Raw genomic sequence first — 22684 nt, 5'->3', positions numbered from 1 at the left:
TGCCGCAGATCCACGACGGCATCGCCGGCACCGGCATCAAGCTGGGCACGACGCTGTACTCCATGACCAGCGAGTTCGCAGCCGGCCAGTACACCCCCGAGACCCTCATCAAGGCGGTGCACGACGAGGGCATCGGCCCCGGCGTCGAGTTCAACATCGCGCAGCTGCTGCGCAGCTACCCCGACGTCGACGAGGACTTCGTGAAGCTCTGGTTCGACTCGCTCGAGAAGTACGGTCTCGAGGCGAGTGCCGTCGGCACGAACCTCGACATGGGTCGGCGCAAGGATCGCGACATGACGCCCGACGAGGAGCACGACTTCCTCGCGCGTCAGCTCAAGACCGCCCACACCCTCGGCTTCAAGCGCATCGTCATCCGCTCGCACGGCAAAGAGCTGCTGCGGAGCCTGCTGCCCCTCGCCGAGAAGTACGACCAGTACCTCGGCTACGAGATCCACGCACCGTCCGGGCCCAACAACCCCCAGGTGCTGCAGATGCGCGAGATGTACGACGAGCTGCAGTCCGAGCGCCTCGGCTTCACCGCCGACTTCTCCTCCACCATGCACAGCCTGTCGCCCACGCTCCTGCGGACGCTCGGGCAGATGGGGATGGACGAGAGGCACTTCCCGGTCATGGACGAGATCTGGCACGAGCCCACGCCGATGCACGTGCGCAACCAGAAGTTCGAGGACTATCTCGTGAGCGAGGGCGTGGACCCGCTCACGTTCGGGCCGTTCACGCGTCTCGCCTTCAACATGCACGGTCTGGTGCCGCCGGAGGAGTGGCTCGACATCATGCCCCAGATGTTCCACGTGCACGCGAAGTTCTACGACATCGACGAGAGCGGCGACGAGCCCGCGATGGACATCCCGCGCATCGTGAAGCAGTTCGTCGTGGGCGGCTACCAGGGCTATCTCTCGAGCGAGTGGGAAGGCCACGCGTTCCAGGACCTCGGCGAGGCCGACCCGATCGATCTCGTGAAGAAGCAGCACGCGCTGATGCGCAAGACCATCGAGGACACCGTCGCCGAGCAGTCGAAGGAGACCGCCCATGTCTGACACCACCATCGCCCCCGCCTCCCTCGAGGAGATCACCGCCGAGCTCGCGCGCCTGCGAGATGAGGTGGCCGGCGCGCGCGCCCTCGCACAGCGCGCGGAGGACCGCGGGCAGGTCGAGAACCTGTTCAACCGGTATATGTACCTGCACAACGCCTTCGAGGACGAGCAGATCATCCCGCTCTGGGTCAAGGAGGGCACGGAGGGCATCCGCGCCCGGTACACCAACGCCGGTCAGTACACGACGTGGCAGAGCGTGACCGACTACCACCGCGGCCGTCCGCACCCCGAGGGCAAGCTCATCCTCCACGCCACGAACACCCCCGTCATCGAGGTCGCCGCCGACGGCAAGACCGCCAAGGGCGTGTGGATGATGGCCGGCACGGAGTCGGGACTCACCGACCCGAAGGTGGCCGAGGCGTTTCCCGACATGTACTCGCCGGAGGAGGTGCTCGGCAAGAAGGTGTGGGCGCACTGGGTCTGGTGCAAGTACGCCATCGACTTCCTCAAGCAGGACGGCGAGTGGAAGTTCTGGAAGTTCCGCTGCTACGAGCTGGCGCGCGCGCCGTTCGAGGAGAACTGGGTCAGCTTCGGCCTGAAGAACCAGGGCGCGTTCGACCTCGACCTCATGTACTTCGGCGACGACGGCAAGCCCGTCTTCATGCCCCCCGCCGACGAGCCGGTGCCCGGCACCAACCACCCGTACAGCCCGCAGACCGTGCAGAAGCTCGAGCCGGCACCGCCCGAGCCGCACGAGCACTTCACCGACACCTACGCCTGACCCGCTCGGAGGAGCCATGGCCACCCACAATTCCCTCTTCGCCGACAAGGACGTCCGGCGCACCGACACCGGCCTCGCGGTCTCGCTGCAGCTGCCCTGGTACCGGAGCCTGTGGCTCTCGGCGGTCGATGACGTCGCGGCATCCGTCAACGGCGAGTCGATCCCGAAGGACCGACTCCGCTTCGTGCTGCAGGGCCGCGAATACCGGATCGAGGAGCTGCCCGAGCAGTCCGAGACCCTGTGGTTCGTCGCCGACCGTCCCGATGTCGTCATCGACCTCGGTCGGGCGCCCGAGCAGGGCGAGAAGCTCACCGTCGAGGTGGTGCTCACGATGCGCCTGCTCTACATGCAGATCTCGCCCGGCGCCGACGGCGGCCCCGGCCGCTACGTCACCAACCGCGTGCCGGTCGAGCGCGAGGTCGTGCTGGCATGAGCGAGCACAGCACCCCCCGGACGCTGAGCGAGCACAGCACCCCCCGGACGCTGAGCGAGCGCAGCACACCCCGGACGCTGAGCGAGCGCAGCGAGACGAAGCGCCTCCGCGTCGCGATGATCGGGCACGGGTTCATGGGCGCGGCCCACTCCGTGGGCTGGCGGCAGGCGCCGCGGATGTTCGACCTGCCCGCAACGGTCGAGATGGCCGTGCTGGTGGGCCGGAACGCCGATGCGGTCAGCGCGGCCGCAGCGAAGTGGGGCTGGGCCGAGTCGGCGACCGACTGGCGCGACGTGATCGCGCGCGACGACATCGACGTCGTCGACATCGTCACACCCGGCGACTCGCACGCCGAGATCGCCATCGCAGCTCTCGCAGCGGGCAAGCACGTCCTGTGCGAGAAGCCGCTCGCGAACACCGTCGCCGAGGCCGAGGCGATGGCGGATGCCGCGACCCGCGCTGCCGGCCGCGGCGTGCGCGCGATGGTGGGCTTCACCTATCGCCGCGTCCCGGCCGTGACCCTGCTGCGCGACCTCATCGCCGAGGGCGTGATCGGCACCGTGCAGCAGGTGCGCGCGGCGTACCGGCAGGACTGGCTCGTCGACCCGCAGATGCCGCTGGCGTGGCGCCTGCAGAAGGAGCACGCCGGCTCGGGAGCGCTGGGCGACATCGGTGCGCACATCATCGACATGACTCAGTTCGTCACCGGCCTCGCCGTCGAATCGGTGTCGGGGACCATGGACACCATCGTCAAGGAGCGCCCGCTCCAGGGCGCGGGCTCGGGGCTGAGCGGCACCGCCGCCGAGGGTGTCGGGCAGGTGACGGTCGACGACGTGGCGATCTTCACCGGTCGGCTCGCCGGCGGCGCGCTGGCGTCCTTCGAGGCGACGCGCTTCGCGACCGGACGCAAGAACGCCCTGACGATCGAGGTGTCCGGCGACAAGGGCTCGCTCGCGTTCGACCTCGAAGATCTCAACAGCCTGCAGCTCTACGATCGCACGGCGCCCGCCGACCGGCAGGGCTTCACCCGCATCCTCGTCACCGAGTCCCAGCATCCGTACGTCTCGGCGTGGTGGCCGGCCGGGCACATGCTGGGCTACGAGCATGGATTCAGTCATCAGGTCGTCGATCTCGTGACCGCCATCGCCGAGGGCGCCGACCCTCACCCCACGTTCGACGAGGGACTGTCGGTGCAGCGCGTCCTCGACGCGGTCGAGCGGTCGAGTGAGAATGGCTCGGCCTGGGTCCGAGTCGCGGTGGACGCCGCGGCATCCGTCTGAATCATCCTCCGAAGGAGAACGACATGGCACGACCGATCACCCTGTTCACCGGCCAGTGGGCCGACCTGCCCTTCGAAGAGGTCGCGCGCCTCGCGGGTGAATGGGGCTACGACGGCCTCGAGATCGCCTGCTGGGGCGATCACATCGACGTCTCGCGCTGGGACGACGAGGCGTACGTGCAATCGCGTCGCGACATCCTCGAGCGCAACGGCCTGAAGGTGTGGACGATCTCGAACCACCTCGCCGGCCAGGCGGTGTGCGACGACCCCATCGACGAGCGGCACCGCGACATCCTCAACGACCGGGTGTGGGGCGACGGCGACGCCGAGGGCGTGCGCCAGCGGGCGGCCGAAGAGCTGAAGATGACCGCCCGGTTCGCGGCCAAGCTCGGGGTGAAGACCGTCACCGGCTTCACCGGCTCGTCGATCTGGAAGGCCGTGGCGATGTTCCCGCCCGCCTCGGACGAGTGGATCGCCGCCGGCTATCAGGACTTCGCCGACCGGTTCCACCCGATTCTGGACGTGTTCGAAGAGGTCGGCGTGCGCTTCGCCCTCGAGGTGCACCCCTCCGAGATCGCCTACGACTACTGGACCACCAAGGCCGCCCTCGAGGCGATCGGGCACCGCAAGAGCTTCGGGATCAACTTCGACCCCTCCCACTTCATGTGGCAGCAGCTCGACCCGGTGGCGTTCGTGCTCGACTTCGCCGACCACATCTTCCACGTGCACGTGAAGGAGTCGGTGACCAACCTCGACGGCCGCAACGGCGTGCTCGGATCCCACCTGCCGTGGGCGAACCCGCGTCGTGGCTGGACCTTCGTCTCGACCGCGCACGGCGAGGTGCCGTGGGAGCCGCTGTTCCGCGCGCTCAACGCCATCGGCTACGACGGCCCGACCTCGGTCGAGTGGGAGGACGCCGGCATGGACCGCCTGCAGGGCGCGCCCGAGGCGATCGAGTTCGTGCGGACGCTCAACGCCATCACTCCGCCGGCTGCCGCGTTCGACGCCGCCTTCTCGACCAAGTAGCTCTCCACGCCGTTCGGGTGGCAGGTGGTGCCGCCTCACTTCCCGTGAGGCGACGACACCCGTCACCCGATCGGCGTCTCAGCTCTCGTGGTTGTAGTACGGCCAGGGGAGGAAGCGGCGCTCGCCGCGGCGATCGGGACCGGTCAGCGCCACGTCGCCGGTGGCCGCCCACTCGACGCCGCGCGGGAACATGCGGATGAACTCGATGCGCCGGAACGTGTCGATGTCGTGGCCGATCGTGATCGTGAACGACCGCCCCGCGCCGTACTCGTTGATCCACGCGATCGGCTGATCGGTGTTCATGCCGTTGAGCTCGGCGATGCCGCCCTCGGGGATCACGACCGGGTAGTGCGACATCGGCCAGACGGGCGCCTTCTCGTAGGCCTCGAGATCGTCGAACGTCGTCAGCAGCACCTGCGCGCCCTCGTACAGGTCCACGCCGGTGAGGATGTCGTCACCGGTCACGGTCCACGTCGCGTTGATCCCTTCGGTGATCGGATGCCGCGGCTCGACGGTCTTCAGCAGAGCCTCGCCCCAGGGCCTGGGTCGAAGACCTGTCTCGTAGGCGCTGAGCTTCGCGCCGCGCATCACGTTGTACTCCTCGGGGTAGCCCCACGAGTCCTCCTGCGCGGCGGATCCGTGGAACCAAACGATCCCCTTGCCGTCGTCGTGCACGAAGCGCAGGATCGCGGCATCCGTCTCGGCACCGAACCCGACCGCCTTGTCGAAGTAGCCGTCGCGGCCCTCGAACACGACGATCAGCACGTCGTACTTGTCGATGATCTCGGCGCCGAGGCCGCGCGGGTCTTCGACCACGCGCACGCGGAACCGCCCGGTGTCTTCGAGCAGCGTCGTCAGCCACTGGTTGTGCTGACGGAAGCTGCGGTGCTCGTTGTCGTGCTCATGGGTCATGTGGCCCGACAGGATCAGCGCCTGCAGCTGCGAGGTCATGTGGTCGCTCCGTTCGTCATCGATTCGGGGTCCGCGCGGTGAGGGAAGCTCCCTGCGCGAGTGCATCGCGGGCGAGCTCGAGGTGCCCGCGGGTGATCTCGTAGGGGTCGTCGTCGAGCCACTCGTGCCCGCCCCACTCGCTGCACAGGGTGCCGGTGAAATCCGACCCGCGCAGGAGGGTGCCGACGTCGCGGATCGGGTTCGACACGCGTCCGTCGGAGTCGTCGAGATCCCAGAACTTCAGGTGGAAGGCGCCGACGAGAGGCAGGATGCCGCGCAGCACGGTCGCATCCGAACGACCGAACCGCACGAGGAGGTTCATGTACAGCGTGTGGACGGCGCCCGGCACCGCGCCGGAGCGGAGGTGCGTCACGACGGCCTCGGCGGTCGCGGGGTCGCGCCAGTCGTTCTCGAGGCGAGCAACGAGGTCGTGCGGGATGCCGCCTGCCCGCAGGCGCTCGAGGTAGCTGAGCGGAAGCGCCGGCATGAGCATGCTGATGTCGACGAGCACCCGCACCAGCGGATGGTCGAGGGCGGCGATGCTGTCGAGCGCGGCGGACGTCGCGGGGGAGTCGGGCGTCTGCTGGCCCTGGATCTCTTCGAGCAGCACCAGGTCGAGCTGCTCGAGATGTGGCACCAGACGCTGCAGGAGCGCCCTGCCGGCCTGGCCGATCGGCAGTCGCACGCCCTGCGCGCCCACGCGGCTCGCCGCGCGCAGCTGCGGCAGCAGGAACGCCAGGCGCTCGTCGTCGTCGAGGCGCTGGCCTGCGCCGGTCCAGTCGTCGAGGCTCGCACCGACGATGCTCACCGATCCGCCGGCGGCCGCCAGGCGGTCGCGGAAGGCGTCGACCTCGGCGTCCTCGGGGGCGGGGAACGTCCGCCACAGCTGTCCCGGCTCGAGTTCCACGACCCGCGCGACGTTCCGGGCGAGGTCGACGACGAGGTCGGTGGCGGGACGATCGGCGGCGATGACGAGCGGCGTGACGTTGAAGCCGCTGGCGGCGAGCGTCCAGCGCGCTTCGTCTCGCGGCTGCGCCGCTCGCTCAGCGTCCGGGTATCCGTCCGCCGCCGCCCCGGACCCTGAGCGAGGAGCGGAGCGACGAGACGAAGGGGCGCCCGCATCCAGGACGAGGTCGCGCTCGATGCGGAACGGCAGCGCAAGCGGCCCCCCTGGTCCCGCCTGCAGGTACGGCACCACGAGGCGGAAGCCCACCACAACCTGGTGTGCGCCCGCCGCCAGGGGTCTGTCGCCGCGCACGTCGAGGCGGTCCTGCAGAAACCACCAGTCCGCGGCATCCGCCTCGACGCGCGGTTCGGCGACGGGCTCGCCGTCCACGGTCACTTCGAGGTCGACCAGCGACGACACCGGCAGGGAGCGGATCCACGGCAGACCCAGCCTCAGGGTGAAGCCATCGGGCGCCGACTGCAGTGCGTCGTCCCGCAGGGCGTGCAGCGTCATGCGCGGCGGGTGGGTATGCGGGGTCGGACGCTCTCGGGCATGACACTCCTTCGTGGGGTTCAGCCGAGAACATACACGCTTTTGTCGAAAAGCGTAAGAAGTGTCAGAGTGCGGCGGGCGACCGTTCACTCGTCGGGCGCCCGTCGGCGAACCATCGCGGGAACGTCACCTCGAAGAGCTGCTCGCGGGCGAGCTCGGCGCCGCCGCGCAGCGGTTCCCGTTTGTCGTTGACCGACTGTGTGATCGTGAGGTCGCGCGTCGCCAGCGGCAGCGACAGCTCGTAGACGCGCTGTCGAACCTCGGCCAGATACAGTTCGCCCGCCGCGGCGACCGCTCCGCCGATCACGATGACGCCCGGGTTGAAGACGTTCACCAGCGTGGCGATCGATTCGCCCACCACGTGCGCAGAGGCCTGGATGAGCGAGATCGCGAGCGCGTCCCCGTCCTCCGCGGCGATCGAGATGACCTCGGGCGTCAGCTGATCGGACTGCGCCAGGCGCCCGCCCGCGCCGTCTGCGAGGCGGGCCTCGGCATCGCGGACGAGCGCCCATCCCCCCGCGACCGCCTCGAGGCACCCGATCTTGCCGCAGCGGCAGAGTGCGTCGGATCCGGGCACCCGCACGTGGCCGATGTCGCCGGCTGCGCCGTTCGCGCCGCGGTGGAGGCGCCCGTGCGAGAGCAGGCCCGCGCCGATGCCGGAACCGACCTTGATGTAGATGAGGTCGGCCTGGTGTCCGCGCCGGCGCGCGCGTTCGCTGAGCGCCAGCAGGTTCACGTCGTTGTCGACCCAGACGGGCGCGCCGAAGCGCTGTTCGAAGCGCCGCTTGACGTCGAAGCCGTTCCAGCCGGGCATGATCGGCGGGGCGACGGGACGCCCGCTGTCGAAGTCCACGGGCCCCGGCACCCCGACGACGACGCCCCATACGGGCTCGTCGCCGTTCCGGGCGACGAGTTCGTCGATCATGTCCATGACGGTGTCGAGCGTCTCGGCAGGGCCGCGGGCGATGTCCCACGACCGGTGCGTCTGATCCGCGACGTCGCCGTCGAGCGCCGCGATGCCGACGTGGATGTGCAGTGCGCCCAGTGCGCACACGATGATGCGGCCGGCCTCGGCGCGGAACCGCAGCGTGCGCGGCGCGCGTCCGCCCGAGGACGGGCCGAACTCGCCGTCCTCGAGGAAGCCCATCTCGATGGCCCTGTCGACGCGCTGCGTGACGACGCCGCGTCCCAGCCCGGTGAGGCGGCCGATCTCGGGGCGCGTGCTCGCCTCGCCCGTGCGGACGAGGTTGACGATGCGCAGCAGACTCGTGACTTCATCGGTCTGCGCTCCGAAGCGCAGGGTGGACTCGCTGGCCATGCTCGATTGTGACACAAGCGGATGCCGCCGCAGCCGGTTGTGAGGGGTCGAAGTGTGCAGCTGGCTAGAACTTAGGTAGAGTTCCGCCTAAAGTTCGCGAGGAAGCGAGAGTCATGCTCGGGGTGGGAATCATCGGCGCGGGTCCGGGGGCGGCATCCCTGCACGGTCCCACGCTCGCGCGCGCCGGCGGCTTCCGCCTCGTGCACGTCAGCGACGACGGCAGTGGCCGGGCGAGGGCGATCGCAGACGCGACCGCCGCCCGCGCATCGGAGGGCATCGGAGAACTCCTCGCCGACCCCGACGTCGACGTCGTCGTCGTCTGCAGTCCGCCCGAACGCCACGCCGAGCACGTTCGGGCGGCGGTCGCAGCAGGAAAACGCGCCATCCTGTGCGAGAAGCCGCTCGCGCTCACCGACAGCGACGCCGAGGACATCGTGAACCGCTGCCGCGCGGCGGGCGTGGTTCTCGTGGTCGGCACCAACCACTTCTTCGACCCCGCGTGGGCTCGCGCCAAGCACCACCTCGTCTCGGGCGGCGGCCGCATCCGCGCGGTCACCATCACCGCTTCCCTGCCGCCGAACGACCGCTACCACCGGCTGGTCTCGGAACCCACCGGCTCGAGCGCCGCACCCGGCCGCGGGCTGCCCGACCTCGGTGACCCGCACGTGGCGGCCGCGGTCGTCGGCCGACTGGTGAGCGGGCTGGCCGTGCACGATCTGCCCGCTCTCCGCGACCTCGTCCCCCGCATCGACCGCGTCGTGCACGCGGCGCCGGTGGCGCCACTCGGATACAGCATCGGGTTGCGCGCCGGCGACGTCTCGGTGCAGCTCGTGGCCACGATGCGCCCTGCGGGCGCAGACGCGCTGTGGCGGCTGACCATCGCCACCACCCACGATGTCGTCGAGGTCGCCTTCGAGCCCTCCTTCGTCCACAGCGGCAGCGCGTCGGTGCGGGTGCGATCGGCCGACGGCACCGAGACCGTGTACCCGCGCCTCGCGGACGACGGGTACACGGCCGAGTGGCAGGCGCTGGCCGCCGCGCTGAGCGGGGGCGAACCGGTCGAGTACGACGAGCTCCTCGACGACGCGCGCTACGCGATCGCGCTCACCGACGCCGTCGCCGCCGTCATCCGCGACGGGGCTGTCGCATGATCCCGGTTCGCACGGATCTCGCCCCCTTCCGTGCAGCGGTCGCGGAGCTTCCCGCGCGCGCACGGCTCGCCGGCGATCCGGCGGGCGCGGTCGTGGTGGTGCCGGGCAGCGCCGGCTGGTGTGCCGCCGCGGCGGCGGCGTTCGCGGCCGGCGCCGTCGCGATCGTCGTGGACGATCCCGCGCCCGAGCCGGACGCGCGGCTCGCCGCGCTGTCGGCCGGTGCCGGAGCGCGTCCCGTGATCCTCTCGCGCACGAGCCTGCGGCACGACGTCGTCGCCGACGCGGTGGGCGGTCCGGGCGGCGTCCGAACGGCCCCCGCCGCAGGGATCGCGGAGGTGACGGGGCGGGCATCCGCGCTGCCCGGTCTCGTCCGCGATGCCGTCGGCTGGCTCCGGACGCTCACCGGCGGCCCGATCGAGTTCGTCGCGGCATCGACGGGCGACGGATCGAGCGTCGCCGGTCTCCGCTCGCCCACCGGTACCGGGCCCGTGCCGCACTCTCTCGTCGCTGTCGCCGGGCCTGTCATCGTGCCCCGGTTGCGCGTCACCGTGCTCGCCGACGTCCGCACCGAGGTGGTCGTCGATCACGCCGCGCGCGCCACGTGTCTGACATGGACCGATGAGGCCGGCGAGCACACCTCGCCCCGACGTTTCGAGGCGCCCGAGCGGCTCGCGCTGCGACGTGCGCTCGCCGCGATCGCCGACGCGGAAGCGTGCACGGACCTCGCCGACCTCCGCCACGACGACGAGCTCGCGCACCGCATTCTCGTCGCGGCGTCGACTCCGGCATTCGCATAAGCCTCGATGATGATCCGCATCGCGATATCGCGATTCCCTTATGTCGAATACCGACCGAGCATGGAGACACGGGACGTCTTGTCCGTGAAGCTTCGAAGGGATCGATGATGATCAAACTCCTGTCGCACCTGTCGTACGTGGCGATCACGTCGCCCGACGTCGAGGCGTCGGTGGCCTTCTACGAAGAGCAGGTCGGACTCACCGTCGTCGACCGCGTCGACGGCGCCGTCTACCTGCGGTGCTGGGGCGACTACTACGCCTACTCCGTCGTGGTCGTCCCCGGCGACGAGCCGGCGCTGCACACCATGGCCTGGCGCACGACGAGCGCCGAGGCCCTCGATGAGGCGGCCAAGCGCATCGAGGCGGCCGGCATCCAGGGGGAGTGGCTCGACGATGTCCCGCAGATCGGGCGCGCCTACCGCTTCACCGGCCCCTACGGTCACTCGATGACCCTGCACTGGGACGTCACCCACCACCGCGACACCGAGGGCGACGCCGCCTCGATCTACCCCGACCGTCCCTCGCGGCGCTCCAAGGTCGCCGGCGCCCCGCGCCAGCTCGACCACGTCACCGTCGCCACGAGCGACGTCGACGGGTTCGTGGCCTGGTACGTCGACGTCCTCGGGTTCCGCTTCATGGCCCGCACGGTTCTCGACGAGGCGCCCATCTCGGTCTTCTCGGTGCTCACCACGAACGAGAAGTCGCACGACCTGGGTGTCGTCCTCGACGGCTCGACCCGCGCCGGCCGCGTCAACCACTACGCCTTCTGGGTCGACACGCGCGAAGAGCTGCTCATCGCCGCCGACGTGCTGATGGAGAACGGGGTGCCGATCGAGTACGGCCCCTCGATCCACGGGATCGGCGAGCAGAACTTCCTCTACTACCGCGAGCCCTCGAGCCTGCGCATCGAGCTGAACACCGGCGGCTACCGCAACTACGTCCCGGACTGGCAGGCCAACACCTGGAAGCCGTCGCTCGGTTCGAACAACTTCTATCGCAACAGCGCGATGCCGATGTCGATGACCGAGTCCTTCCCGCCCGCCGACGGCCCGAGCGCGACCGAAGAAGGCGTGCCCGACGAGATCAAGGACGCCCTGTTCAACCCGTACGCCAAGCACGGACAGGGCTGAGAGCCGAGCCCGGGGGTGCTGTCAGCGCACCCTCGGGCTCCACCATCGCCGCCCCGCGCGGCAGGAGGAAACATGACGACCACGTCCCGCGGCCCGTCCGCACCCATCGCCCTCGCCCGGTACCGCGAGGGTGACGCCGTGCGCCTGGGCCTGGTCTCACGCGACCGCATCCGTCCCCTCGACGCCGTCGAGCTCGGGGCCCCCGACCTCAACGGGTTCCTGGCGCGCCCCGACTGGGACCGCCTGGCGGCGCTCGCCGAACAGGACGGCGAGTGGATGCCGCTGGGCGACGTCGTGCTGACCGCTCCGGTCGAGCCGCGTCAAGTGCTGCAGGCCGGGGCCAACTACCGCGAGCACGTCATCGAGCTCGTCGCGGCGGGCCTGACCCAGAACACAGACCGCACCCCCGACGAGGCGCGCGAGTTCGCCGCGCGGATGATGGACGACCGAAAGGCGAACGGCGAGGCCTACTTCTTCATCGGCCTGCCGCAGTGCGTAGTCGGCGACGACGTGCCCCTCGTCCTCCCCGCCTCGAGCGACGTGCACGACTGGGAACTCGAGCTCGCGGTCGTCATCGGCCGTGAGGCCTTCCAAGTCTCGCGGGACCAGGCGATGGACCACGTCGCCGGGTACACGATCGTCAACGACGTCACCACGCGCGACCTCGTCTTCCGCAAGGACATGAAAGAGATCGGCACCGACTGGTTCCGCTCGAAGAACTCGCCCGGATTCCTGCCGACCGGACCCTTCCTCGTCCCCGCCGCCTACGTAGACGCCGGCGACCTGGCCATCACCCTCGACCTCAACGGCCAGCGCATGCAGGACGGGCGCACCGATGACCTGCTCTTCGACATCCCCGCCCTCATCTCCACGGCCAGCCAGACGCTGCCGCTCCTGCCGGGCGACCTCCTGCTCACCGGGAGCCCTCCCGGCAACGGCCAGCACTGGCGTCGTTTCCTCCGCGACGGCGACGTGATGACCGGCTCGATCGAGGGGCTCGGCACCCAGACCGTCCGCTGCATCGCTGCGGGGCCGGCATGACCGCCCCCCGGGCGTCACGCGGGCTCGGCGAGACCACGTCGCCCTCGGAGAACCCCGCCGACCTCGACCGCTCGAACCCCGAAGCCGAGATCGCCGTCCGCGCTGAAGCCTTCCGCAACTGGGGCCGCTGGGGCGATGACGATCGGCTGGGCACCCTGAACTTCATCGACGCCGCATCCCGTGTCGCCGCCGCGGGCCTGGTGACGGAAGGCCGCGTCATCTCGATGTCGCAGGCCTTCGACATGAACGGACCCCAGAAGGGCTGGCGCCGCCGCACCAACCCCGTCCATCTCATGATGGACACGGGAACGGATGCCGAGGCGAACCGGCAGGGCTTCCCCCACGGCATCGGCGGGGCAGACGACCACATCTCGATGCCACTGCAGTGCTCCACCCAGTGGGACGGGCTCGGCCACATCTTCGACCACGGAAACGCGTGGAACGGACGGCGTGCCGGCGAGGTCGTCACCAGCGACGGCGACCTGGTCACAGGCATCGAGCATGCGGCATCCGTCATCGTGGGTCGCGGCGTGCTGCTCGACGTCGCCCGTCACCTGCGCGGTGAGGCCGGCGAGCTCGAGGACGGCTATGCCATCACCGCCGCCGACCTCGACGCGACCGCGCTCGCGCAGGGCGTCGAGGTCCGCCGCGGCGACATCGTCCTGGTGCGCACCGGCCACTACACCCGCACGCGTCGCGACGGGTGGGGCGATTACGCCGGCGGGCCCGCTCCCGGGCTGTCGCTCACCACGGCGGGCTGGCTGCACCGCACCGAGATCGCCGCGATCGCCACCGACACGTGGGGATTCGAGGTGCGCCCGAACGAGTTCGACGTGCCGGCCTTCCAGCCGCTGCACCAGGTCGTCATCCCCAACATGGGCCTCACCATCGGCGAGCTGTGGGCCCTCGACGACATCGCCGCGGCGTGCGCCGCCGCGGGGCGCTCGGAGTTCCTGCTGTCGGCCGCCCCCCTCCCGATCACCGGCGCCGTCGGCTCGCCGATCAATCCCGTCGCGATCCTCTAGACGCGACAATCGACAACGACAGAACAGAGAGGTTCCGACATGACCGCAGTGAAGAAGGTCGCCATCGCCGGCGCCGGTGTGGCAGGACTCGCCGCCGCCATCCAGCTCGCGAAGGCCGGCGTCGAGGTCGACGTCTTCGAGTCCAAGCCCGAACTGAGCGCCCTCGGATCGGGCATCACCCTGCAGGGCAACGCCCTGCGCGTCTTCGACGCGCTCGGCGCCTGGGACGACATCCGAGAGGCCGGATACGCCTTCGTCGGGCTCAACCTCCGCGCCCCCGGCCCCGACGCGCCCATCGTCGCGCAGCTGCCGGACGTGAAGTCCGGTGGGCCCGACTACCCCTCGACCATGGGGATGCCGCGGCCCGAGCTCGCCCGCATCCTGCTCGAGCACGCGCAGAAGGCCGGAGCCGAGGTGCGCTTCGGGTCCCAGATCACGGGCCTCGACGCCCGCGCGGACGACGCTGTCGAGGTCTTCGTCAACGACGAGTCCGCGGGCGAGTACGACCTGCTGATCGGAGCCGACGGCCTGAACTCCACCGTGCGCGAGCTCATGGGCATCGACATCAAGCCCGAGTCGACCGGCATGGGGATCTGGCGCACGTTCGTCTCCCGGCCCGACGACGTGAAGAACAGCGAGCTGTACTACGGCGGACCCGTCTACATCGCCGGCTACACGCCCACCGGCGAGGACTCCATGTACGCGTTCCTGGTCGAGAAGGCGCAGGATCGCTTCGGTGTCTCTGACGAGGAGGCCGCACGCATCATGCTCGACGAGTCGCGGGCGTACGGCGGCCCCTGGAACTCCATCCGCGCCGACCTCGAGGCGGGCGCCCACGCCAACTACACGTGGTTCACGAAGCACCTCGTCGAGGGTGCGTGGAACCGCGGTCGCGCCGTCATCATCGGCGACGCCGCGCACTCGTGCCCCCCGACGATCGCCCAGGGCGCCGCGCAGGGCCTGGAGGACGCGTTCGTCCTCACCGAGCTGCTTACCCAGCGCGACGCGGTCGACCAGCAGCTGTGGGACGACTTCCACGGCCGCCGCCTGCCGCGCGCCAAGGCCGTCGTCGAGGCATCCGTCCAGCTCGGCCAGTGGCAGATCGACGGCAACCGCGACGCCGACACCGGCGGGCTCATCTACGGCATCGCGCAGCACATGGCGCAGCCCGCATGAGCGAGGTCGTCCCCGCGACGCCGGTCACCGACGTCCACGCTCATCTGCTCATGCCGGCGCTGCACGCCGAGGTCGAGCGTCGTGCCCCCGAGCTCGTCGCAGAGGCCGCGGCGCTCGAGCTGCGCCGCAACGGCGCCGCGAGCCAAGCGGTGTCGGGCCCCATGGTCGGAGCCCGCATCCCGAAGCTCACCGATGTGGCGGTGCGCCTGGCCGAGATGGACCGGCAGGGCGTCGGCCGCCAGTGGGTGTCGGCCTCGCCCAACCACTTCTACCCGTGGGCGCCCGAGGGGCTCGCCGTGTGGATCGCCACCGAGGCGAACCGGCTCATCGCCCAGCACGTCGCTCAGGCTCCCGACCGGCTCGTCGGACTCGGGCTGGTGCCGCTGCAGCACCCCGAACGCGTCGTGGAGTACCTCGACGACGCCGTCCTCGGGCGAGGCCTCGCCGGCGTCGAGATCTCGTCGTTCGCCGGCGACGTCGAGCTGTCGGATCCCCGGCTCGAGCCGTTCTGGGCGCGTGCCGCCGAGCTCGGCGCGGTGGTCTTCCTCCACCCGTTCGGGTGCTCGCTCGACGAGCGGCTCGACCGCTTCTACCTGGCGAACACGGTCGGCCAGCCTGCCGAGAACGCCGTGGCGCTGTCGCATCTCATCTTCGCCGGAGTGCTCGACCGGCATCCGGATCTCAAGCTCGTGGCCGCGCACGGCGGCGGCTACCTGCCCACCGCGATCGGACGATCCGATCACGCGTGGCGGGTGCGTCCCGACGCCCGCGGCTGCGCGCACGCGCCCTCGACCTACCTGCGGAAGATCTGGTTCGACACCGTCGTGCACGACCCCATGGCGCTCCGTCACCTGCTCGCGAACGCCGGAGCATCGCAGGTTCTCCTCGGCAGCGACTTCCCCTTCGACATGGGTCTCGATGACCCGGTGGGCTTCGTCCGCGCGGCGGGGCTGCCCATCGAGGTGGAGCGACGGATCCTGTCGGCGAACGCCGACGCGCTCGTGAAGGCCCCGGTGAACGCGTGAGGATCGCCCGGTGGATCGACGGCGCCGACACGGGCGAGGGGTTCGTGATCGGCGACCGCGTCGTGCCCTTCCCCGACGGACTCACCGTCGCCGAGGTGCTCGCCCAGGGGCTGGATGCCGCGCACGGCCTCCTGCGCCGTTACGACGGCGAGGGGGGCAGCGACGAGACGAACGGAACCCCGCTCGCCGACGTCACCCTGCTCGCTCCGCTCATCCCTGCCGCCATCCGCGACTTCGTCGCCTTCGAAGAGCACGTCGAAGGCGTCAGCGCCTCGGTGGACGGCAAGAGCGAGGTCGTGCCCGAGTGGTACCAGGCGCCGACCTTCTACTTCACCAACCCGCACACCGTCCTCGGCCCCGGCGAACCGCTCCGGCCGCCCGTCACCGAGCGGCTGGACTTCGAACTCGAGCTCGCCGCCGTCATCGGCGGTGTCGACGGCTCGGACGGCGCCAACCTCGACGTCGACGTCGCGGCATCCCACATCTTCGGCTACACGATCATGAACGACTGGTCCGCACGCGACATCCAGTCGCGCGAGATGAAAGTGCGCCTCGGGCCCGCCAAGGGCAAGGACTTCGGCACGTCGCTGGGCCCGTGGATCGTCACTGCCGATGAACTCGTCGCCTTCGTCGACGACGACGGCTTCCTCGCCGTCCGCGCCGAGGTGCGCGTCAACGGCGAGCTCATCGGCGAGGACCTCGTGTCGAACATGGGCTGGCCGTTCCCGGTGCTGGTCGCCTACGCCTCACGCAATTCCCGCGTGGTCGCCGGCGACGTGCTCGGCTCGGGCACCGTCGGCAACGGCGGCTGCCTCGGCGAACTGTGGGGTCGCGCCGGCGAGCTCACACCGCCCCCGCTGGCCGAGGGCGACGTCGTCGCCATGACGGTCGAGGGCATCGGCGAGCTCGTCGCCGCGGTCGGCGCTCCCGTCCCCGCTCCGCCTCTTCCCCCCGCGGTGCCGCGGCCGCGTGCCCGCCGCACCCCGTCTTCCCCCGTGCAAGAGAAAGCTGGATCCCGATGACGACACGACTCGTCTCCCACCTGCGCTACGCCGCGCTCGCGGTGCCGAACTTCGAAGAGGAACGCGATTTCTTCGTCCGCTACTGGGGCCTCACCGAGGTCCATTCGGGCGCCGACATCAGCTACCTCGCGGCGGAGGGTTCGACCGAGCCCTTCATCCTGCGACTGCGCCAGGACGACAAGCGCATCGACCTCATCGGCTTCGCCGTGGCCGACCGCCGCGATGTGCAGGCGCTGGCCGACAAGCTCCGCGCCGAGGGCGTGCAGTTCGTGCACGAACTGCAGGACCTCGAGGGGTTCGGCGGCGGCTACGGCTTCCGCGTCTTCGACGGCGACGGCCGCGTGCTGGAGTTCGCGACCGGCTACACCACCCGCGAGGCGCGGAAGATCCGCGAGCGCGAGCCCATCCCCGTGAAGCTCTCGCACGTCGTGTTCAACTCGGCCGACCTCAACCAGACCGCGCAGTGGTACATCGACCACCTGGACTTCGCGATCTCGGACTCGCTGGTGCGGCCCGACGGCGCCGACATGATGCACTTCATGCGCTGCAACGCGAACCATCACTCGGTCGCGATCGCGATGGGTCCCCACCACTCGCTGCACCACCTCTCGTTCGAGATGCGCGGCATCGAGGAGTGGATGCGCGGCGCGGGGAAGATCCTGCGCTCAGGCGCCCGCATGATCTGGGGACCGGGCCGTCACAACGCCGGCGACAACACGTTCGCGTACTTCCTCAGCCCCGCCGGCAACACGATCGAGTACACCACCGAGCTGTCGGTGCTCGACGAAGAGACGTGGAGCCCGCACAAGCTCAACATCAAGGAAGTGTCCAACCAGGACCAGTGGGGAACCGCGCAGGAGATGAGCGAGCTCATCGCACGCGAATCGTTCAACGACATCGACAAGGGGCTGTTCGTCGCGCCGCCCGTGTGACGATCAGCACGGAGGAAGACCGACATGGCACGCATCCACGTCGCCGCCGATCACGGCGGGTACGAGCTCGGCCGCGCGCTCGCGCAGCGCGCCCGCGATGCCGGGCACGAGGTCGTCTGGCACGGCGCAGAGGCGCTCGACCCGGGGGATGACTACCCGGTCTTCGCCATCCGGGTGGGCCGGGCGGTGGTCACCGATCAGGATGCCGGGATCGACGCCTTCGGCGTGCTGACGCTCGACGAGGCGGCAGCCGGAGTCGTCGCCGCCAACAAGGTCAACGGCGCCCGCGCCGTCCCCGCCGCCTCGCCCCGGGGTGCGGCGACGGCGCGCGAGGTCGTGGACGCAAACGTCCTCGTCCTCGAGGGCATCGCGTTCGAAGAGAACGCGTGGCTCACCGTCAGTGCGTTCGTCACCGCTCGCCTCCCGCACGACGTGTCGCGGGGGAGGCAGATCCTCCAGATCGAGGAGTACGAGAACGCAGGGACCATCGAGGGCTGGGCCGTCCAGCTCGAACCCGAGCAGGTCCTGGTGACGCACGACGCGGCGGACGCGGCATCCGATCTTTAGTTGAAAATCGACTAAAGAGGGCGTAGGATCTCCATGACGTCGGAGTCTGCACGCAGGCTCGATCTGCACGGTGGACCGCCGGTGCAGGCACACACCGTCGCGTCGACGGCCCGATCTCTCGGGTGAATCGGAACATGTCCCTTTCTCCCCTCAGGCTCCGCCTGCTGGTCATCTCGCTGTTGACCGTTTCCTTCCTCGGTGCGCTGGACCACACGGTCGTCGCCACCTCGCTCGCCACGATCTCGGGCGAGCTCGGCGCCGTCGACCAGATGAGCTGGATCATCGTGTCGTACACGCTGGCCAGCACGGTCCTCCTGCCCGTGCTCGGCAAGCTGGCCGACGTGGTGGGGGCGCGCGCGGTGTTCCTCGCGAGCCTCGTCCTGTTCATCGTCGCGTCGCTCTTCTGCGGGATGGCGCAGGACGTCGTGCAGCTGACCCTCGCCCGCATCGGGCAGGGAATCGGCTCGGCAGGCCTGCACCTCATGCCGCAGACCATCATCGGCACGGTGGTCGCCCCGCGCGAGCGCCCGCGCATCCTGTCGATCATCGGCGCGGCCTTCCCCATCGCCATCCTCGTCGGACCTCTCCTCGGCGGCGTCATCACCGACGCCTGGGGCTGGCGCTGGATCTTCTGGATCAACCTGCCGGTCGGAGTCGTCGCCCTCGTGCTCGCGATCATCGCCGTGCCGCACATCGAGGGCCGCGCCCGCCGTCGGTTCGACGTCGCCGGTGCGGTCACGCTCGGCGTCTCGGTCACGGCGCTCGTGCTCGCGGCCGGCTGGGCGAGTTCCGAGGCGCCCGGCATGATGCCGGCGGTCATCACGGCCGCCGTGCTGGCCGTCGTCGGCTTCGGCGTCTTCGTGATGATCGAGCTGCGCGTCGCCGAGCCGGTCGTGCCGCTGCGCCACTTCGCCGACCGCACCGTGCTCATGTGCATCGTGCTGTCGACGGTGATCGGGGTGGGGCTGTTCTCGGTGGTGTCGTACGTGCCGACCTACATCCAGATGGCGTACCGCACGTCTGCGACGGTGTCGGGTCTCGTCCCCATCGCGACGGTGTTCGGGATGCTGGTGTCCACACTGCTTACCGGTTGGCTGGCCAGCCGTTCCGGCCGCTACCGGGCATTCCCGGTCGTCGGCACGGCCCTCGCCGCGATCGGCCTGCTCGTGATGGCCGCGCTGCCGCCGGGCCTGCCGCTGTGGGTGCCGATGGCTGCGATGGGCCTGGTGGGCATCGGCACGGGCGCCTTCATGAACATCATCGTGGCGGTCGCGCAGAGCGCCGCCCCACGTGAGGACACCGGCAGCGTCACCGCGACGATCAGTCTCGTGCGCCAGATCGGATCGACCACGGCGACCGCGGTGGTCGGTGGCGTGATCGGCGCCGGCGTTCTGGCGGGCCTGCCCGCGGGCGTCGTGCCGTCCCAGCTCACGCCCCAGGCCATGCAGAGCGCACCCGCCGCGCTGCAGCTCGAGGTGGCGGAGCTCTACTCCGCCGTCCTCGTGCCCGTCTTCATCGGTCTCGCCGTCGCCTACCTGGTCGGTGTCGTCGCCGCCCTCCTGCTCCCCCACGGCCGGCTCTCCGAAGAGCTCGAGCCGCGCCCCCGCGAAACGGCCGACACGGCCGCCTGACCCGAAGATTTCGAAGAGGAGATCCCCATGTCGCACACCCCTTCCCCCGTCGTCGCCGTCGTCGGCTCGGGCCCGATCGGCTCGGCCTACGCTCGCCTCATCCTCGAGGGCTCGCCCGATGCCCGCGTCGTGATGTTCGAGGCCGGCCCACAGCTGACCTCGATCCCCGGCGAGAGCGTCCGCAACATCGCCGACCCCGACGAGAAGGCCCGCGCCCGCGAGATGTCGCAGGGGCCGCAGGCCGGCGCCTACCGTGAGACCCTCGGCATCCCGGCCGGCGCGGTCGTCGAGGGCATGTTCACCGCGCGGCAGGGCACGCACCTGCTCGACTTCGGCGGCGACGGCTCGGCGCACGCCCCGACCTTCCCGGCGGCCGCGGCCGCCACCAACGTCGGCGGGCAGGGTGCGCACTGGACGTGCGCCATTCCCCGCCCGCACGGCAGCGAACGCGTCGACTTCATCAACGACGCCGAGTGGGACGACCTGATCGAGGTGGCGGAGCACCTGCTGCACGCGCAGAGCGCCGCCTTCGCCGACTCCCCGATCGGCGCGGCGATCCGCGACCTGCTCGCCGAGGAGTACGCCGGCGAGCTTCCTGAGGGTCGCGGTGTGGGCACCCTCCCCGTCGCCGGCGACCCGCAGCCCGACGGCTCGATGCGCTGGACGGGCGCAGACATGGTGCTTGGGCCCCTCCTCGACCCGGCATCCCCTCTCGCGCAGCGCTTCGAGCTGCGCGACCTCTCGCTGGTCCGCCGGATCGAGACCGACGGATCGCGGGCGACCGGCGTCGTCGTCGAAGACCTGCGCACGCACGAGACGTCGTTCTTCGCCGCCGACATCGTCGTCGTCGCCGCCGACGCCTTCCGCTCGCCCCAGCTGCTGTGGGCATCCGGCATCCGACCCGCCGCCCTCGGCCGCTACCTGACCGAGCACCACGTGGTGATCACCACCGTCGCTCTCGATGAGGAGCGCATGGCCGCCCGCGTGAGCGACGAGCAGCTGGCCGCCGAGCTGTCCCGGCGGTCGCACAACCCGGCGGACCCCGTGGCCGCGGTCAACCGCATCCCGTTCTCAGAGCCCGGGCACCCGTTCTCGCTGCAGGTGATGTACGCCGAGACGCCGCCGTTCCAGCTCGACCCCGACCACCCCGCGGCGGGAAACAAGTGGGGCTACGTGAACATGGGCTACGGCGTGCGCAAGTTCCCGCGCGTCGAGGACGGCGTCACCTTCCACGACGACGAGACGGACTACCGCGGCCTTCCCAACATGACGATCGAGTACGCCCTCACCGAACGCGAAGAGGCCGAGATCGAACAGGCGACCGTGCTGCTGCGCCGCGCGGCGGGGGCGCTCGGTCCGTTCGTCGCGGAACCGCGCCTGCTGCCGAACGGCTCGAGCCTGCACTACATGGGGACCATGCGCATGGGCGCCCGCGACGACGGCACCTCGGTCGCAGACCCCTACTCCCGTGTGTGGGACTTCGAGAACCTCGTCGTGGGCGGCAATGCCCTCATCCCGACCGCCAACACGATGAACCCCACGCTCATGTCGACGGCGATCGCGGTGCGCGGGGCGCGCGCAGCGGTGGCCGAGCTGGCGCAGCGTGCCGGTCAGGGGGAGCAGTCCGGCGCGGTGAACTCGGAACGGGTCGGGGCGTAGCCGGGCGGCTCGGAAGGGTCGACGGAGTAGCCGGGCGGGTCGAGGGAGTAGCCGGGCGGGTCGGACGGGTCGACGGAATAGCCGGTCGGGTCGAGGGGTTGGCGGAGTAGCCGGGCGCGGATGGGTCGACGGAGTGGCCGGTCGGCTCGGTGCGGTGCGGGTCGACGGAGTCGCCGGTCGGCGCGAACGGGTTGACGGAGTAGCCGGGCGGCGCGGTGCGGGTCGACGCGTGGTCGCGTTCATTCGGGTCCGCGGCGAGGCAGGTGAGGGGCGCTGGCGGCGCCGATCCGCGGGGTCCTGCGTGTCAGCAGGTGTCGCCCATCAGCGGATGGCACGGGTCAGGGGCACCGCATGAGGGGCTTGGGCCCCGAGCGGTCGAACTCGTGCGCCGACATCGCCTGGCCGCACAGCGGACACGGGCGCTCGGTGCGCACCGGCTCGGGTTCGGTGTCGTAGGGGCCGACGGCCGCAGGACCGGCCGCGCGCACCAGGCGCTCGTTGAGGAAGGCGTACCAGCCGCCCGCGCGGCGCACGCGCTCGCGCAGGGGGAGGCGGTCGCCGGCGTCGCGGTTCTTTCGTGTCACGATGATTAGTGTACTAACCAATCGCGCTACCATGTCCTCGTGACCGCCTCGGACGATCTGCTGCGCCTCGAGAACCAGCTGTGCTTCGCGCTCGTGACGGCGGCCCGCAATGTCGTGGCGATCTACCGCCCGGTGCTCGAGCCGCTCGGCCTGACGCACCCGCAGTACCTCGTGATGCTCGCGCTGTGGGAGCAGGCCCCGCGTGCGCTCGGCGAGCTCGCCGATGAGCTCGCGATGGAACCGGCGACTCTCTCGCCGCTGGTGAAGCGCCTCGAGGCGCAGGGACGCGTGACGCGCCGTCGGCGCGCGACCGACGAGCGGGTGCTCGAGATCGACCTCACCGACGAGGGCCGCGCTCTCCGCCGCGAGGCGCTGACGGTGCCCGAGCAGATCATGGCCCGCGTGGGTATGGACGCCGGGCAGATCGCCGCTCTCCGCGACGGTCTCGCGCCCTTCGCCGGCCGCCGGGACGCAGGGTAGCGGCTCCGCAGCGCCGCCGGGCCGGGCCCCCCTGCCGCGCCACTTTGCGGCATCCGCTGCATCGATCGGTGGCGCGGACGCCGCGACCTGCCGCGGTGGTGTGACCCGGGCGTCGGAAGGTGGCGC

The 22684-nt window shown here is 70.5% G+C and carries 22 protein-coding genes; 18 read left to right on the top strand and 4 right to left on the bottom strand.

Annotated features, from left to right (window positions below):
• The first annotated feature begins 8 nt into the window (after nucleotides 1–8).
• From NFR93_RS09650 to NFR93_RS09630, 5 genes are all read left to right on the top strand, one after another.
• Entirely contained in the window at nucleotides 9–1055 is a 1047-nt protein-coding gene (locus NFR93_RS09650) for a sugar phosphate isomerase/epimerase family protein (RefSeq protein ID WP_251453040.1), read from the top strand.
• Nucleotides 1048–1833 (top strand): nuclear transport factor 2 family protein, encoded by a 786-nt coding sequence (locus tag NFR93_RS09645; protein WP_251452540.1) that lies wholly within the window; start codon nucleotides 1048–1050, stop codon nucleotides 1831–1833. The genes NFR93_RS09650 and NFR93_RS09645 overlap by 8 nt, the downstream gene beginning before the upstream one ends.
• Before the next feature lie 16 nt (nucleotides 1834–1849).
• On the top strand, nucleotides 1850–2266 hold the full coding sequence (locus tag NFR93_RS09640) for a C-glycoside deglycosidase beta subunit domain-containing protein (protein ID WP_251452537.1): 417 nt from the start codon (nucleotides 1850–1852) through the stop codon (nucleotides 2264–2266).
• Between the two features lie 116 nt (nucleotides 2267–2382).
• On the top strand, nucleotides 2383–3546 hold the full coding sequence (locus NFR93_RS09635; protein WP_251453038.1) for a Gfo/Idh/MocA family protein: 1164 nt from the start codon (nucleotides 2383–2385) through the stop codon (nucleotides 3544–3546).
• 23 nt (nucleotides 3547–3569) lie between these two features.
• Nucleotides 3570–4571, top strand: a complete 1002-nt coding sequence (locus NFR93_RS09630; protein WP_251452535.1) for a sugar phosphate isomerase/epimerase family protein — start codon at nucleotides 3570–3572, stop codon at nucleotides 4569–4571.
• 78 nt (nucleotides 4572–4649) lie between these two features.
• Here the strand turns inward: NFR93_RS09630 and NFR93_RS09625 are convergent, their stop codons facing one another.
• From NFR93_RS09625 to NFR93_RS09615, 3 genes are all read right to left on the bottom strand, one after another.
• Nucleotides 4650–5522, bottom strand: a complete 873-nt coding sequence (locus NFR93_RS09625) for a ThuA domain-containing protein (protein WP_251452533.1) — start codon at nucleotides 5520–5522, stop codon at nucleotides 4650–4652.
• A 16-nt stretch (nucleotides 5523–5538) separates the two neighbouring features.
• A complete protein-coding gene (locus NFR93_RS09620) occupies nucleotides 5539–6981 on the bottom strand; it encodes a sugar phosphate isomerase/epimerase (protein WP_251452531.1) in 1443 nt (480 codons plus the stop codon).
• A gap of 103 nt (nucleotides 6982–7084) precedes the next feature.
• Complete coding sequence (locus NFR93_RS09615; protein WP_251452529.1) at nucleotides 7085–8338, bottom strand: ROK family protein; 1254 nt, start codon at nucleotides 8336–8338, stop codon at nucleotides 7085–7087.
• Between the two features lie 113 nt (nucleotides 8339–8451).
• Between NFR93_RS09615 and NFR93_RS09610 the strand changes: the two genes are divergently transcribed.
• From NFR93_RS09610 to NFR93_RS09555, 12 genes are all read left to right on the top strand, one after another.
• On the top strand, nucleotides 8452–9489 hold the full coding sequence (locus NFR93_RS09610) for a Gfo/Idh/MocA family protein (RefSeq protein WP_251452528.1): 1038 nt from the start codon (nucleotides 8452–8454) through the stop codon (nucleotides 9487–9489).
• Entirely contained in the window at nucleotides 9486–10286 is an 801-nt protein-coding gene (locus NFR93_RS09605) for a hypothetical protein (RefSeq protein WP_251452525.1), read from the top strand. The genes NFR93_RS09610 and NFR93_RS09605 overlap by 4 nt, the downstream gene beginning before the upstream one ends.
• 107 nt (nucleotides 10287–10393) lie before the next feature.
• Entirely contained in the window at nucleotides 10394–11416 is a 1023-nt protein-coding gene (locus NFR93_RS09600; protein ID WP_251453037.1) for a VOC family protein, read from the top strand.
• 72 nt (nucleotides 11417–11488) lie between these two features.
• Nucleotides 11489–12457 carry a fumarylacetoacetate hydrolase family protein gene (locus NFR93_RS09595; protein ID WP_251452522.1) on the top strand — a complete coding sequence of 323 codons (969 nt, stop codon included), beginning with the start codon at nucleotides 11489–11491 and terminating at the stop codon, nucleotides 12455–12457.
• Nucleotides 12454–13482, top strand: coding sequence for a cyclase family protein (locus NFR93_RS09590; RefSeq protein WP_251452519.1), 1029 nt, complete (start codon nucleotides 12454–12456; stop codon nucleotides 13480–13482). The genes NFR93_RS09595 and NFR93_RS09590 overlap by 4 nt, the downstream gene beginning before the upstream one ends.
• Nucleotides 13483–13521: 39 nt before the next feature.
• On the top strand, nucleotides 13522–14658 hold the full coding sequence (locus NFR93_RS09585) for an FAD-dependent monooxygenase (protein ID WP_251452516.1): 1137 nt from the start codon (nucleotides 13522–13524) through the stop codon (nucleotides 14656–14658).
• A complete protein-coding gene (locus NFR93_RS09580; RefSeq protein ID WP_251452513.1) occupies nucleotides 14655–15683 on the top strand; it encodes an amidohydrolase family protein in 1029 nt (342 codons plus the stop codon). Before NFR93_RS09585 ends, NFR93_RS09580 begins: the two co-directional genes overlap by 4 nt.
• Nucleotides 15680–16705, top strand: a complete 1026-nt coding sequence (locus NFR93_RS09575) for a fumarylacetoacetate hydrolase family protein (RefSeq protein ID WP_251452511.1) — start codon at nucleotides 15680–15682, stop codon at nucleotides 16703–16705. Before NFR93_RS09580 ends, NFR93_RS09575 begins: the two co-directional genes overlap by 4 nt.
• Entirely contained in the window at nucleotides 16702–17637 is a 936-nt protein-coding gene (locus NFR93_RS09570) for a VOC family protein (RefSeq protein WP_251452508.1), read from the top strand. Before NFR93_RS09575 ends, NFR93_RS09570 begins: the two co-directional genes overlap by 4 nt.
• A gap of 24 nt (nucleotides 17638–17661) precedes the next feature.
• Nucleotides 17662–18204, top strand: coding sequence for an RpiB/LacA/LacB family sugar-phosphate isomerase (locus NFR93_RS09565; protein WP_251452507.1), 543 nt, complete (start codon nucleotides 17662–17664; stop codon nucleotides 18202–18204).
• 134 nt (nucleotides 18205–18338) lie between these two features.
• Complete coding sequence (locus NFR93_RS09560; RefSeq protein ID WP_251452492.1) at nucleotides 18339–19835, top strand: MFS transporter; 1497 nt, start codon at nucleotides 18339–18341, stop codon at nucleotides 19833–19835.
• Nucleotides 19836–19862: 27 nt separating this feature from the next.
• Nucleotides 19863–21494 carry a GMC oxidoreductase gene (locus NFR93_RS09555; protein WP_251452490.1) on the top strand — a complete coding sequence of 544 codons (1632 nt, stop codon included), beginning with the start codon at nucleotides 19863–19865 and terminating at the stop codon, nucleotides 21492–21494.
• A gap of 338 nt (nucleotides 21495–21832) precedes the next feature.
• Here NFR93_RS09555 and NFR93_RS09550 read toward each other — a convergent pair whose 3' ends face one another.
• Nucleotides 21833–22078 (bottom strand): hypothetical protein, encoded by a 246-nt coding sequence (locus tag NFR93_RS09550; protein WP_251452487.1) that lies wholly within the window; start codon nucleotides 22076–22078, stop codon nucleotides 21833–21835.
• 39 nt (nucleotides 22079–22117) lie between these two features.
• Between NFR93_RS09550 and NFR93_RS09545 the strand changes: the two genes are divergently transcribed.
• Nucleotides 22118–22558: a MarR family winged helix-turn-helix transcriptional regulator gene (locus tag NFR93_RS09545; protein ID WP_251452485.1), complete on the top strand. Its 441-nt coding sequence runs from the start codon at nucleotides 22118–22120 to the stop codon at nucleotides 22556–22558.
• The last annotated feature ends 126 nt before the right edge of the window (nucleotides 22559–22684 follow it).

The organism is Microbacterium sp. Marseille-Q6648 (genome assembly GCF_943181415.1).
Taxonomy (GTDB): domain Bacteria; phylum Actinomycetota; class Actinomycetes; order Actinomycetales; family Microbacteriaceae; genus Microbacterium.
This window is presented reverse-complemented; position numbering and strand designations above follow the sequence as displayed.

Bases quoted from the DNA above. Each gene is read 5' to 3' on its own strand.
- NFR93_RS09620 (WP_251452531.1), bottom strand. From the start codon at position 6,981: ATGACGCTGCACGCCCTGCGGGACGACGCACTGCAGTCGGCGCCCGAT.
- NFR93_RS09580 (WP_251452513.1), top strand. From the start codon at position 14,655: ATGAGCGAGGTCGTCCCCGCGACGCCGGTCACCGACGTCCACGCTCAT.
- NFR93_RS09595 (WP_251452522.1), top strand. From the start codon at position 11,489: ATGACGACCACGTCCCGCGGCCCGTCCGCACCCATCGCCCTCGCCCGG.
- NFR93_RS09610 (WP_251452528.1), top strand. From the start codon at position 8,452: ATGCTCGGGGTGGGAATCATCGGCGCGGGTCCGGGGGCGGCATCCCTG.
- NFR93_RS09635 (WP_251453038.1), top strand. From the start codon at position 2,383: ATGATCGGGCACGGGTTCATGGGCGCGGCCCACTCCGTGGGCTGGCGG.
- NFR93_RS09600 (WP_251453037.1), top strand. From the start codon at position 10,394: ATGATCAAACTCCTGTCGCACCTGTCGTACGTGGCGATCACGTCGCCC.
- NFR93_RS09590 (WP_251452519.1), top strand. From the start codon at position 12,454: ATGACCGCCCCCCGGGCGTCACGCGGGCTCGGCGAGACCACGTCGCCC.
- NFR93_RS09585 (WP_251452516.1), top strand. From the start codon at position 13,522: ATGACCGCAGTGAAGAAGGTCGCCATCGCCGGCGCCGGTGTGGCAGGA.
- NFR93_RS09605 (WP_251452525.1), top strand. From the start codon at position 9,486: ATGATCCCGGTTCGCACGGATCTCGCCCCCTTCCGTGCAGCGGTCGCG.
- NFR93_RS09570 (WP_251452508.1), top strand. From the start codon at position 16,702: ATGACGACACGACTCGTCTCCCACCTGCGCTACGCCGCGCTCGCGGTG.
- NFR93_RS09630 (WP_251452535.1), top strand. From the start codon at position 3,570: ATGGCACGACCGATCACCCTGTTCACCGGCCAGTGGGCCGACCTGCCC.
- NFR93_RS09625 (WP_251452533.1), bottom strand. From the start codon at position 5,522: ATGACCTCGCAGCTGCAGGCGCTGATCCTGTCGGGCCACATGACCCAT.
- NFR93_RS09565 (WP_251452507.1), top strand. From the start codon at position 17,662: ATGGCACGCATCCACGTCGCCGCCGATCACGGCGGGTACGAGCTCGGC.
- NFR93_RS09640 (WP_251452537.1), top strand. From the start codon at position 1,850: ATGGCCACCCACAATTCCCTCTTCGCCGACAAGGACGTCCGGCGCACC.
- NFR93_RS09560 (WP_251452492.1), top strand. From the start codon at position 18,339: ATGTCCCTTTCTCCCCTCAGGCTCCGCCTGCTGGTCATCTCGCTGTTG.
- NFR93_RS09645 (WP_251452540.1), top strand. From the start codon at position 1,048: ATGTCTGACACCACCATCGCCCCCGCCTCCCTCGAGGAGATCACCGCC.
- NFR93_RS09615 (WP_251452529.1), bottom strand. From the start codon at position 8,338: ATGGCCAGCGAGTCCACCCTGCGCTTCGGAGCGCAGACCGATGAAGTC.
- NFR93_RS09555 (WP_251452490.1), top strand. From the start codon at position 19,863: ATGTCGCACACCCCTTCCCCCGTCGTCGCCGTCGTCGGCTCGGGCCCG.